We start from the raw sequence: 11230 nt of genomic DNA on the forward strand, positions 1-11230 counted from the left end.
GAGGGTTGAACGATATTTATATTATAAGGACGGCCTGTCCAGCGGAACGGATGGCCGGTTTCGGGGAGATGGAGATGGTCGTTTGCGCGAGCTTTGGCCGATGGTGACCGATCCCGACGATATCGAGCCGAACCGCGACGCGCTTGGCCGCAACCTGACCCACGGCATGCTCGACTCGCTGGGGCGCGCGATCGTCACCGGCCGCTACGAGCAGCGGCCCTTTCCGACCGAGGCGGAGATCGCCAAGGCATATGGCGTCAGCCGGTCGGTGACGCGCGAGGCGGTGAAGATGCTGACGGCCAAGGGGCTGGTCAGCGCCCGGCCACGTCAGGGCACGCTGGTCCAGCCGACCGCCAGCTGGAACCTGTTCGACACCGACGTGCTGCGCTGGATGCTGGAGCGGAAATTCTCGGTCGAGCTGCTGCGCCAGTTCAACCAGCTGCGCATCGCGATCGAGCCGGAGGCGGCCGCGCTCGCCGCCCGCTTCCACACCCAAGCGGATCTGGCCAAGATCCGCAATGGCCTGACCCGCATGGAAGAGGCAGACCAGGGCCGCGGCGATCCGCTGGGCGCCGACATCGTCTTCCACATCGCGGTGCTGCGCGCCTCGCACAATCCCTTCTACGCGCAGTTCGAGGCGGTGGTGTCGACCGCGCTGCAAACCTCGATCCGCTTCACCAACCGGGTGAAGGGCCGCACCGCCAACATCGCCGACCACGCCGCCGTCGCTCAGGCGATCGAGGCGCGCGACCCGGCCGCCGCGCAGGTCGCAATGCGACGGATCATCGGCGACGTGCTGGACCTGATCGCCGAGCAGTAGGATCGGGTGACCCGACGCCGCATCGCGTCGGGCGTTTCCCCGTTATCCGCCGAAACGCGGCGTCGGCAGGCCGCGGCAGCCCGGATCGACCTCGAACAGCGCGCCGGCATGCTCCTCGTCGTCCTTGCCGTCGGCGGCCGAAGTCACGAACATCCGGTCCAGCCCTTCGCCGGCAAAGGTGCAGCTGGTGATCTGCGATGCGGGCAGGGTCAGCCAGCGCTCGCGCCGGCCATCGGGATCGAAGCGACTGACCTGGCCGGTGCCCCAATGCGCCACCCACAGCCCGCCATCGGCGTCGAAGGTCATGCCATCCGGGCTGCCCCATTCGGCCTCGAACGTGACGAACGGGGTGCGCGGCGCCAGACTGCCGTCGTCGTTGATGGCATAGCGGTAGATGGTGCCGCGCGCAGTGTCGGTATGGACCATCCACGTCCCGTCGGCCGCGATCGCCGGGCCGTTGGGGATGCAGTACGGCCCATCAGCCTTGACCCAGCTGAGATCGGGATCGAGCCGGTAGAAGGCGCCGCTGTCCCCCTCGCACGAGAAGGGCATGGTGCCCGCCCAGATCCGGCCCTTCGCATCGGCCTTGGCATCGTTCATCCGGTTGTCGGCGAGATCCGGCTCGGGATCGCCGATTGGACGGATGGTCAGCGGATCGAGCGTCAGTTCGGCAAAGCCGGTATCGAAGCCGGCGATGAAGCCCGGCTGGGTCTCGCGCTCGACCGCCCAGCCGATCGGACGCGGCATGTCCCAGCGGGTGACCGCGCCGTCCGCCAGCGTCAGACGGTGCAGCCGCTTGCCGAGGATATCGACCCAGTACACCGCGCCCTCGCGCGCGGACCAGAGCGGCCCCTCGCCCAGCGTCGACCGGCCGCTGCCGGGGATCACGCGTGCGCTGCTGCTGGCCATCTGCTCTCCTTTGGCCGGCGGGTGCGGGATGCCCTTACGCTCGGCAAATGTCCTATAATTGTCCCGATCGCGACAGCGCAACCCGCACGTTCCGCAACGAAAAGCGGCCCGACAGCAAGGCTGCCGGGCCGGAGTTTACGCCTAGGGAGCATTCCTGGCGCGTGGCGGAAAGCGGTTAGAGGGTGTTGCCGGTTGGCTCCGTCGCGTTACCCAGCGGTGCGGCGGCGTTGCCGACCGTCGGGTCGGCGAGGCCGGCGGAAGAGTTGGCAAAATCGTCGATGCCGCCGGCATTGCCCTCGGCCGGGATCTCGGCCTCGTTGAAGCTCGCCTCGGCCGTGGTCGCATTTTCCTCGACGACCGGCTTTTGGCAGGCGCCGAGCGACAGTGCGGCCGCGGCGACCAGCGTGGCGAGGAGGATCTTCTTCATCTCAATGTCCCTTCGGTGTTGGAAGATGCGCCGGGCCACCGCGCAGCGACGCCCCGATCATGGCAAAGAAGGCGCGGCTGCCGGCATTGGCCGCGGCATCCCATTCCGGATGCCACTGCACCGCCAGCACGTCGGCACCGCAGGGATGCGCCCAGATCGCCTCGACCAGCCCGTCGCCGGCGGCGACGGCCTCGACCACCAGGCCGCCGCCCAGGCGGTCGATACCCTGCTGGTGGACCGAATTGACCGACAGCCGCCGCACGCCGGTTGCACCGGCCAGCCGGCCACCAGCGGTCAGCTCGACTTCGTGCCGGTGCGCGAACAGCCCGGCATAGCCGCCGTCCTGCCCGTCCTCGCGCTGATGGGTGCCGCCCCGATCCATCGCCAGCGTGCCGCCGAACAGCACGTTGATCTCCTGCAACCCGCGGCAGATGCCGAAGACCGGCTTGCCGACCTCGATCATCCGGTCGGCCAATGCCAGCGCCACCTCGTCGCGCTGCTCGTCGAACTGGCCGGTGACATCCGGCCCGCCATAACGGTGTGGCGCGACGTGCGAGCGCGATCCGGTCAGCAGCAGCCCGTCCAGGATCGCCGCCAGCTGGCGCGCGTCGCTGCTGTCGGCCAGCGCCGGGACCAGCAGCACGGTGGCGTCCGACAGGGTCGACAGCGGCGCGACGAAGCGGCTGGCAACGACCTGCACCGGCCGGTCGACCACCTCGTTGCAGCACAGCACGCCGATCACCGGCCGCTGGCGACTGATACCCGTCGCCATCAGCCCGCCGCCGCCAGCGCTTCGCGGATCGTCACCGCGCCGCCCGCGTCGGCGACCTGCGCCTCGGGCTGGACGACGATGCTGTCGGGCGGGACGTCGGTCAGCAGCCAGACATTGCCGCCGATCGTCGTGCCCCGCCCGATCCGCACCCGGCCGAGGATGGTCGCGCCGGCATAGACGACCACGTCGTCCTCGATGATCGGATGCCGCGCATAGCGCTCGCGCGGCCCCACCGTCCGTGCGCCGAGCGGAGTGCGCGCGCCCAGCGTGACATGCTGGTACAGGCGCACGCCGCGGCCGATGATCGCGGTCTCGCCGATCACCACCCCGGTGCCGTGGTCGATGAAGAACCGCTCGCCGATGGTCGCGCCGGGATGGATGTCGATGCCGGTGCGCTCATTGGCCAATTCGGAGATGATCCGCGCGGTGATCGGCGCGCCCAGCATGTGCAGCTGGTGAGCGATGCGATGGTGCAGGCTGGCGATCGCGCCGGGATAGCAGACCAGGATCTCGTCGACGCTGCGCGCGGCCGGGTCGCCCAGGAACGCCGCCTCGACATCGCTGTCGATCAGCCGGCGCACGCTGCCGAGCCCGGCGGCGAACAGCCGCACGATGGTGCCGGGCTGGTTGGGGTCGAAGCGGCTGCCGCCCGCCTCCGCCTCCCAATAGCCCAGCTCGGCGGCGACCTCGCGCTCCAGCTCGGTGGTGGCGGCGAGCAGCTTGGCGACGACGAACCCATCCTCATCCTTCTCGAGCCCGCGAAAGTGACCGAGCCGGCGCGGATAGAGCGCCGCCGCCAGCGTCTCGACGATCCGCTCCAGCGCGGCGCGGCCGGGAAAGCTGGCGACGTCGCGGCCGGCCTGCTGCCGTCCGCGCCATGCGGTGCGCGCCGTCTTCAGCGCAGCCGTGGCGTCGGCGATCGCCGATCCGGTCGGCACCGGGCGCATCAGGGTCAACGGGCGGTCGTGGGTCGGCGTCATGCTTCGTCTCCGTGCCGCCCCACAATATCCCATCAGTTTAGTAGGTATTGCAAGAAAACCTATTCATGGATCAAGATCGATGAGTCCGGTTGGCACTCGTCGCGGCAATTGACCCGTCCGGCGGATCGGTGGTCCGGCCCGCCAAGCAAAAGCGTATGGATGACCGTTCGTTACGGCGAGGAGATGCCCATGATCGCACTGGCCCCGACCGACCGCTTCTCGATCGTCACCGTGCTGGACAGCGGCCGTCCCCCCGCCTGGGCGACGATGTTCGGCTGGCCCGCGACAGGCGGAGAGGCGGTGCCGCTCAGCGTGCGCTCGGCCGGCGACCGCACGCGCTGGGCGGCGCGCCTCGACACGGCAGTACGCGGGGCGGACCGGGCGGTGCTGCTGGTCGCCGACGGTCTGGGCTGCGCGGCGAGCGCGTGGTGGGCGCGGCTGTCACCCGCCGACTATGTCGACCGGATCGCCGGCGCGCTCCTCTTCGCGCCCAACGAGGGAGCGGAACCCGGACTGTTCGACTCGCCCCAGACCCGCCTGCCCTTTCCCTCGCTGGTCATCCAGCCCGGTGCCGCCGCTACGCCGGTGCAGGCCGCCGTCGATGATTGGGGCAGCCGGCTGGTGATCGGCGCGCGCGAGCGGCAGCGCGGATCGGGCGCAGTCGCCTGGCGGCAGGCGCAGCGGCTGTTCCTGCGCCTGACCGAGCAGGTGGTGGCCCACGACGTCGACCGCGCCCATGCGATAGCAGGACGGCGCTAAAGTCCTTCTACCCCGCCCTGGATAGGGAGGGGCTGGGGGTGTGTCGGCGTGCAGGCCATGTTTCGTCATTCCCGCGGAGGCGGGAATCCAGAACCTCCGACGGCGCGGCTCTACAAGCAGCCTCCGCGCGTCTGGATTCCCGCCTTCGCGGGAATGACGATGGGAAGTTTTCAATGCCTGTGATGCTGGATGTCGACCCGCTCTAGAAATCCACCGTCACTGACGCCTTGTAGGTACGCGGCAAACCCTGGAGCAGCGCCTGGTTGAAGCTGTCGAACGACGATGCCCAGTAACGCTTGTTGCCGACATTATCGACATTGACGCGCAGCGTGACCGGCGTCTCGGCGACCGAGGCGACGAAGCGCGCACCGACGTCGAAGCGGGTCCAGGCTGGGATCTCCAGCGTGTTCGCCACATTCACCTGCTGCTCCCCGGTATAGACGACGCGACCGGTCAGCGTCAGTCCGCGCAGGAACGGCAGGTCCCACTCGGCATTGGCATTGGCGAGCCACGCGGGCACGCCGGGTGCGCGATTGCCCTCGGTCGCAGGGTCGATCGTATCGCGCAGCCGCGCGTCGATGTACGAGCCGCCGGCGATCAGCCGCAGCCCGCGCGTCAGCTCGCCGTCGACCGACAGCTCGACGCCGCGGTGGCGCTGCTCGCCGAAGAAGCCGAAGCGGACGAAGCCGGGGGCGGCAGCGTCGGCGGAGACCTGCCCGATCGGCCGCGCGGTGCTGAACACCGAGATGCTGGCGTTGAACCGCCCGACCGCCAGCTTGCCACCCGCCTCGTACTGGACGGAGCGATAGGGGCTCAGCGTCTCACTCGCGTTGATGACCGGCAGGGTCGCGCCCGTCGTCGGGTCGAAGCCGGTCGTCGGCGCGACCGGCCCCTGTGCCAGGCTCTCGATACGATTGGCGAACAGCGACACGCCATCGACCGGCTTCACCACCAGCCCGGCGACAGGCGTCACCGCGTCCTTCGAATAGCCCGACGACAGGCTGCCGTCCGCATAGGAGTAGCTGCGATAGGACAGGGTCTGGAGCCGCAGCCCGCCCGTCACCAGCACCCGGTCGCCAGCGATGCCGATCGTGTCCGACGCGAACATGCTGCCCAGCCGGCTGCGCGCGATCGGGAAGGGATCGTCCAGATCACCGCCGACCAGCGTCGACGACGGCAGCGCCACCTGCGGCGTCGCATAGAGGTTGGTCGCGAACCCCGCAAAGCCCGGGCCGTAGCGGAAGTCATAGGCGTTGCGGTTCACCTGCCAGCTGCGGTTGCCGCCGACGTTGAACTCGTGGGTGATGCCACCCGCCGCCAGCTTCACCCGCACGCCGGCCTGCACCGCCTCGTTATTGTCGGTGCGCGGCACGTAAAGTGCGTTCCCGGTGCCGGCGCCGGTCGCCGCATCGGTGACGGTGATCCCGCCATAGATGCCGTCCTCCGACCCGTCGCGCGCGCCCGCCATGGCGTAGAACAGCGCATTCGGGGCAAGATCATATTCCAGCCGCGCCGTGCCGAACACGTCGCGTAAGGTCGAATAGGTGAAGTCCTGCGCATAATTGGCCTTGGCGTCGGGCACGCGCGGGATCGCGGTGGAGGCGATCGTCACCTTGGGCCGCAGCCGGTCGACGCGCACCTTCTGATAGGCACCATCGAGCATCAGCCGCAGGTTGCCGCCGTCATAGTCGATCGCGCCGCCCGCCACGGCGGTGCGCCGGAACTCGCCGTCGACCGCCACGTCACCGGCGCGGTAAGCCCCATTCAGCCGTACCCCGACCGCGCCGTCGGCGAAGCGCCGCGCGACGTCGACCGCGCCGCCGAAATGCCCGTCGGCGGTGTAGTTTGCGGTCGCGCGGGTCAGCGGCTTCGCCCCGGCGCGCTTGGGGATCAGGTTGACGCTGCCGCCGATGCCGGTGCCGCCGGGCGCCGCGCCGTTCAGGAACGCGCTCGCCCCGTTCAGCACCTGCACCTGGTCGTAGAGTTCGGGTGCGACCAGCTGGCGCGGGGTAATGCCGTAGAGGCCGTCCATGCCGATATCGTCGCTGAACAGCGGAAAGCCGCGGATCACGAACAGCTCGGCGGCATTGCCGAAGCCATAGGTGGTGCGGACGGCCGGGTCGTTCTCCAGCAGCTGGCCCAGCGTCTGCGGCTGCTGGTTCAGGATCAGCGTGCTGTCATAGCTGCGGATGTTGAACGGAACGTCGGACGCGGGCTTGTCGCCGAGGATGCCCAACTGACCGCCGCGGATCACCTGCGTCTGGTTCTGCGCCTGCGCGGTCACGACGATGTCGTCGCTCGCCGGCTCGGCCGGGCGGTCCTGCGCCATCGCCGGCATGGCGGTAGTCATCGCGGCGATTGCCGCCAGCGATGCGGTGCCGAACAGTCTCAACGTCATTCCCCTTTGTCTGTAATTATCGTCTGGCGCAGATCGCGCCGATCGTGGCGGCCACGGGCAAAGCGAGCGCAACCCACGCTATCCCGTCGCGAAAACCGTCGCCGGTCAGCGCGCTGACCAAACCCACCACGCTCGCCAGTGCGAGCAGGATCGGGATCGCCCAGGTCGAGCGGCGCCAGCCCGCGATCATGGCACCGCCACCGGTTCCAACCGGCCGCCGCTCTCCACCTCGCGCACCCGCGCGTCGAGCGGAGTGCGATGCTTGCCGAGCCACAAGTACAGCCCCGACCCCAGGACCACGATCGTGAACAGGTCGAGCAGCGCCCAGAGCAGCTTCAGCGGCAAGCCGCCATAATCGCCGAAATGCAGCGGTCGCGACAGCGACAGCGCCTTGAAATACCACGGCATCGGCGCCGCGTCGGTCAGCCGCCCGGTTTCCGCATCGATCAGCGCGGTGGTCAGCAACCGCTCGGTCAGCGGCGTCGCGCCCTGGAAGAACACGGCATAGTGATGCTTCGAGCTATAGCTGCCGCCCGGAAAGGCGATGAACTGCGGGTTCATGCCCGGGATCGCCCGCCGCGCCGCCACCATCGCCCGGTCGAGCGAGCCGTAGCGCGCGGGCGGCAGCGCGGGTCGCTCCGCATAGGCGGCGGTCATCGCCGCCAGCTCGCCCGCCTGCCACGCCTTGGTGATCGGCGTGACCAGCGCGTTGACGATGCCTGTCAGCCCAACCACCGACATCCAGGCGAGCGCGACGATGCCGAGCAGATTGTGATAGTCCAGCCACTTCAGTCGCTGGCTGCGCGTGGTGCGCAGCGTGCCGAAGTCCAGCTTGCGCATGAACGGCGCGTAGAGAACCGTCCCCGACACCAGCGCGACGACGAAGCACAGGCCCATCGCCGCCAGGAACAGCTCACCCTTCAGTCCCAGAAACATGTCGGTATGCAGCTGGAGCAGGAACGGCATCACCCCGCTCTCGTCCTCCATGCCCACGGCGCGGCCGGTCGTGCGGTCGAAGATCTGCATCGTCATCGCTGCGGCCGGCGCGTCGGGCCGGGGTCCGGTGGTGATCGTGGTCAGCGGCCCGTCATTGTCGAACGCCATGAACAGCGGCACCTCGCCCGGCCGCTTTTCCAGCGCCGTCGCGAGCATCGTGTCGAGTGACACCAGCCCCGGTCCGTCGCCCGACGATCCCGGTCCCTGCACGGCAGGACCGGCCTTGAGTGCCGCGTCGATCTCGTCATGGAAGATCAGCGGCAAGCCGGTCAGGCACAGCATCAACAGGAACGCGGTGCAGACGAGGCTCGTCCACTTATGAATCAGATACCAGCACCGGATCGTCGCGCGCGTCACACACGCCTGCTAACGTTAATGAAATTCACTCGCAATCGTTATCTGCGAGCTATGGGTGGCCGAGGATCGTCGGGCGGGTCACCTACAGGTCCGCGACCTTGCTGAGAGCGCGAGACACCTGAGATCTCCCGATATGCGCTTCAGCGCGACCGCTCGGCCGGTCCGCAAGCAGAACGAGAAATTTCCGAACATCCCGCACAAGGAAAAGCGCCGGCGACGATCGCAGGGACACACCCCCGATCGCCACCGGCGCCTCGATCATCATCACAGCCGGTCACCCGGCCGATCCTGATTACTCCGCGCGCGCGGGCTCGGCCTTGCGGCGACGCGGGGCAGCGGCGGCGCCCTCGTCGGAACGCGCGACCTTGGTACCGGGCTTGCGGCCCAGACCGATCTTCTTGGCCATCGCGCGGCGGCTCTCCGAGTAATTCTCGGACACCATCGGATAGTCGGACTTCAGGCCGTAGCGCTCGCGATATTCTGCGGGGGTGAGGCCGTTGGTCGCCAGGTGGCGGCGCAGCGTCTTGTACGGCTTGCCGTCGATCAGCGAGATGATGTGATCCTTCGACGCCAGCGACTTGCGCACGCTGACCGCCGGGGTGAAGTCGCTGGCCGGAGCCTCGGCCACCGGCGCCTGCGTACCCGCACCCAGCAAAGCCGCAACGGTTTCGTGCATCTTGCCCAGGAATGCGGGCACCTCTTCGGCCGACGTACGAGTGTTGGGATTGCCCAACCAAGCAATCGTCAGTTCGGTTGCGAGTTCGACGGCATTCGCGTCGTTGATATCGTCGGCCATTTACGTCTCCAAATACGCAGTCTTACCTAGCGTCCGCATTTGTGCCGTCAACATCGTTGCGACCGAAGATCAAGCTGAAATATGTTACAATCTGTCGATAATCGTCGACAATCACCGACCGGCCGCAGAACAGTATCAGCTTTCAGGCGGTCCACTCTTGCCGGCAAGCTTGTCCTTCAAGCTGGAAAACGCATTGAATGGCCGTGCTTCATCTTCGCTGACCACGCCAGCCTGGCGCAACACCGTCGCCGCATTGGGGCCACGGGGGAAAGGATCGATGGCGAGGGCCAGCGTTTCCGCCGCGGCTTCGCCCAGATCGATCGCGCTCCCCTCGATCTCGATCGTGTCGAGCGCGTCAGCCGACAGTTCGACCTCGTCCGTCCCTTCCGCGGGCGGAACGAAGCGCAGCGCCACGGGCTCGTCGACCGCAGTGGTCAGCCGCTCGTCGGTCACCGAGCAGGCCTGTACGACCTCTCCGGTCACCTGGCCCGTCACCAGCACGCCGCCCGCCTCGGCCCGCACCGTCAGGCGCGCTGACAGCCGGTCGATCGCGATCACGCCGAACCGCCGCGCCAGCGCCGTGCGCTCATCCGCATCGGCCTCGATCGCAACAGTCCGCTCGCCCTCGCCGATCGCGTCGAGGCGCTCGGGCCGGCTCCACTCGGGCGTCATGGCAGCATCCCCTGGCGCAGCGCGTCGAGGGGGGTGTCGGCCAAGCCGGCACGTAGCGCGCGCAGAGCGTCGGCCACATGCGCCACCGCCGTGTCGGCAGGCGGCTGGCCGCGATAGAGATTGCGCGCCAATGCGGTCTCCAACGGCTCGCCCGGCCCGGCGAAGGCGTCGCGATAGGCGCCCAGCCTCCCGCCGAGCGCCGCCATCATCTTGCCGACATGCTTGCCGACGGTGATGTCGCCGATGCCGATCTGGCGCAGCTGCGCGTCCATGTCGTCGACGAAATGTTCGGTCAGATGCGCGGCGGGCGCGGCGCCGTCCGCCTCGCCCTCCAGCCGCAGCAGGACCATCGACAGAACCGCGGCGATCATGTCGAACCTGCCGTCGACCGTGTCGGGCACCGCGCCTGCCAGATACCAGTATTCGGCCCGCGCGCGCAGCACCACCGCATTGTACAGCGGCAGCCACGCCTCGTCCCGCTTCTTGCCCCATAGCGATTGCAGCCAGCCCACACCCGTCTTCCCGATCCTGACCGGCGGCTTGTGCGCGGCCGGCTCCTCGCATATCGAGGCGATCGGCGGCCGATGCAATCGCGGGCCGGCTCGCCCTGTTCGACGCTGTCGCCGTCTCGTCGCCCGCGCGGAGTTGCCCCCAATGTCCTCCCTCCCTGTCCGCGTCGCCGTCACGGCGAGCCTCGTGGCCGGCCTCCTCGCCACCGGCTGCACGCCGCTCCGGTCGCACCAGGGTTATGTCATCGACGCCGATCTGGTGAATTCGGTGCAACCGGGCGTCGACAACCGCCAATCTGTGCAGCAGGTGCTGGGCCAGCCGACCATTGCCAGCCAGTTCGGCGCGGGCGACTGGTATTACGTCTCGCGCGACAGCCGCAATTACGGGTTCCAGACGCCCAAGGTCCGCGACCAGACGACCATCCAGATCAGCTTCGACAAGGCCGGCACCGTCACCGCGATCCGTCGCGGCGGCATGGCGCAGGTCGCGGCGATCTCGCCCTATGGCAAGAAGACGCCGACCCTAGGCCGCCAGCGCGGCTTCTTCGAGGATCTGTTCGGCAATATCGGCACGGTCGGGGCCGCGGGCGGCATGGGCGGCAGCACCGGCGGCAATCGCGACACACCGTAACGGCGCTATCTAACGCGCTCGCGCGTGTGGGGCGGGGCCGGCACCGCCATCCACGAACACGTTTGGCCGCGCCGCCTGCTACGCAGCGGCGCGGCCGGGCCGTGCTTGGAACCGGCACCGATCCCGGAAAGGGGGAGGGATCACCGCGCCAAACGCACCAGTCCCGCTTTGGTTCGGCACGCAGAAAAGTCCTGAAAACACCGC

General features: G+C 68.6%; 13 protein-coding genes. 3 read left to right on the top strand and 10 right to left on the bottom strand.

What is annotated here, in order from left to right; all coding sequences use genetic code 11:
* Positions 1-100 precede the first annotated feature (100 nt).
* Positions 101-820, top strand: a complete 720-nt coding sequence (locus Q5H91_RS15310) for a FadR/GntR family transcriptional regulator (RefSeq protein WP_305174369.1) — start codon at positions 101-103, stop codon at positions 818-820.
* Positions 821-862: 42 nt separating this feature from the next.
* Here the strand turns inward: Q5H91_RS15310 and Q5H91_RS15315 are convergent, their stop codons facing one another.
* The 4 genes from Q5H91_RS15315 to epsC all read right to left on the bottom strand — a co-directional run bounded on the left by Q5H91_RS15315 (position 863) and on the right by epsC (position 3908).
* Positions 863-1729, bottom strand: a complete 867-nt coding sequence (locus tag Q5H91_RS15315; protein WP_305174323.1) for an SMP-30/gluconolactonase/LRE family protein — start codon at positions 1727-1729, stop codon at positions 863-865.
* Between the two features lie 175 nt (positions 1730-1904).
* Complete coding sequence (locus tag Q5H91_RS15320; protein WP_305174324.1) at positions 1905-2156, bottom strand: hypothetical protein; 252 nt, start codon at positions 2154-2156, stop codon at positions 1905-1907.
* Position 2157: 1 nt separating this feature from the next.
* On the bottom strand, positions 2158-2928 hold the full coding sequence (locus Q5H91_RS15325) for a gamma-glutamyl-gamma-aminobutyrate hydrolase family protein (protein ID WP_305174325.1): 771 nt from the start codon (positions 2926-2928) through the stop codon (positions 2158-2160).
* Positions 2928-3908, bottom strand: a complete 981-nt coding sequence (gene epsC, locus Q5H91_RS15330; RefSeq protein ID WP_305174326.1) for a serine O-acetyltransferase EpsC — start codon at positions 3906-3908, stop codon at positions 2928-2930. Before epsC ends, Q5H91_RS15325 begins: the two co-directional genes overlap by 1 nt.
* A gap of 189 nt (positions 3909-4097) precedes the next feature.
* Here epsC and Q5H91_RS15335 point away from each other — a divergent pair, with 189 nt between their 5' ends.
* The gene (locus Q5H91_RS15335) at positions 4098-4667 is read left to right on the top strand and encodes an alpha/beta hydrolase (protein WP_305174327.1); all 570 of its coding nucleotides are present in this window, start codon (positions 4098-4100) and stop codon (positions 4665-4667) included.
* A gap of 202 nt (positions 4668-4869) precedes the next feature.
* Here the strand turns inward: Q5H91_RS15335 and Q5H91_RS15340 are convergent, their stop codons facing one another.
* From Q5H91_RS15340 to Q5H91_RS15365, 6 genes are all read right to left on the bottom strand, one after another.
* Entirely contained in the window at positions 4870-7065 is a 2196-nt protein-coding gene (locus Q5H91_RS15340) for a TonB-dependent receptor (RefSeq protein ID WP_305174328.1), read from the bottom strand.
* Between the two features lie 16 nt (positions 7066-7081).
* Positions 7082-7255 carry a hypothetical protein gene (locus Q5H91_RS15345; protein ID WP_305174329.1) on the bottom strand — a complete coding sequence of 58 codons (174 nt, stop codon included), beginning with the start codon at positions 7253-7255 and terminating at the stop codon, positions 7082-7084.
* A complete protein-coding gene (locus tag Q5H91_RS15350; protein WP_305174330.1) occupies positions 7252-8418 on the bottom strand; it encodes a PepSY-associated TM helix domain-containing protein in 1167 nt (388 codons plus the stop codon). Before Q5H91_RS15350 ends, Q5H91_RS15345 begins: the two co-directional genes overlap by 4 nt.
* 292 nt (positions 8419-8710) lie before the next feature.
* Entirely contained in the window at positions 8711-9214 is a 504-nt protein-coding gene (locus Q5H91_RS15355) for a Ros/MucR family transcriptional regulator (RefSeq protein WP_305174331.1), read from the bottom strand.
* A 135-nt stretch (positions 9215-9349) separates the two neighbouring features.
* Entirely contained in the window at positions 9350-9886 is a 537-nt protein-coding gene (locus Q5H91_RS15360; protein ID WP_305174332.1) for a YceD family protein, read from the bottom strand.
* Positions 9883-10398, bottom strand: coding sequence for a ubiquinol-cytochrome C chaperone family protein (locus Q5H91_RS15365; protein WP_305174333.1), 516 nt, complete (start codon positions 10396-10398; stop codon positions 9883-9885). The genes Q5H91_RS15360 and Q5H91_RS15365 overlap by 4 nt, the downstream gene beginning before the upstream one ends.
* 142 nt (positions 10399-10540) lie before the next feature.
* Here Q5H91_RS15365 and Q5H91_RS15370 point away from each other — a divergent pair, with 142 nt between their 5' ends.
* Positions 10541-11026: an outer membrane protein assembly factor BamE gene (locus Q5H91_RS15370; protein WP_305174334.1), complete on the top strand. Its 486-nt coding sequence runs from the start codon at positions 10541-10543 to the stop codon at positions 11024-11026.
* Positions 11027-11230 lie beyond the last annotated feature (204 nt).

This window comes from Sphingomonas aurea, assembly GCF_030678875.1.
Lineage (GTDB): Bacteria > Pseudomonadota > Alphaproteobacteria > Sphingomonadales > Sphingomonadaceae > Sphingomonas > Sphingomonas aurea.

Coding starts and splice junctions, on each gene's coding strand:
- Q5H91_RS15315 (WP_305174323.1), bottom strand. CDS start 1,729: ATGGCCAGCAGCAGCGCACGCGTGATCCCCGGCAGCGGCCGGTCGACG.
- Q5H91_RS15335 (WP_305174327.1), top strand. CDS start 4,098: ATGATCGCACTGGCCCCGACCGACCGCTTCTCGATCGTCACCGTGCTG.
- Q5H91_RS15325 (WP_305174325.1), bottom strand. CDS start 2,928: ATGGCGACGGGTATCAGTCGCCAGCGGCCGGTGATCGGCGTGCTGTGC.
- Q5H91_RS15370 (WP_305174334.1), top strand. CDS start 10,541: ATGTCCTCCCTCCCTGTCCGCGTCGCCGTCACGGCGAGCCTCGTGGCC.
- Q5H91_RS15320 (WP_305174324.1), bottom strand. CDS start 2,156: ATGAAGAAGATCCTCCTCGCCACGCTGGTCGCCGCGGCCGCACTGTCG.
- Q5H91_RS15310 (WP_305174369.1), top strand. CDS start 101: ATGGTGACCGATCCCGACGATATCGAGCCGAACCGCGACGCGCTTGGC.
- Q5H91_RS15340 (WP_305174328.1), bottom strand. CDS start 7,065: ATGACGTTGAGACTGTTCGGCACCGCATCGCTGGCGGCAATCGCCGCG.
- Q5H91_RS15355 (WP_305174331.1), bottom strand. CDS start 9,214: ATGGCCGACGATATCAACGACGCGAATGCCGTCGAACTCGCAACCGAA.
- epsC (WP_305174326.1), bottom strand. CDS start 3,908: ATGACGCCGACCCACGACCGCCCGTTGACCCTGATGCGCCCGGTGCCG.
- Q5H91_RS15360 (WP_305174332.1), bottom strand. CDS start 9,886: ATGACGCCCGAGTGGAGCCGGCCCGAGCGCCTCGACGCGATCGGCGAG.
- Q5H91_RS15345 (WP_305174329.1), bottom strand. CDS start 7,255: ATGATCGCGGGCTGGCGCCGCTCGACCTGGGCGATCCCGATCCTGCTC.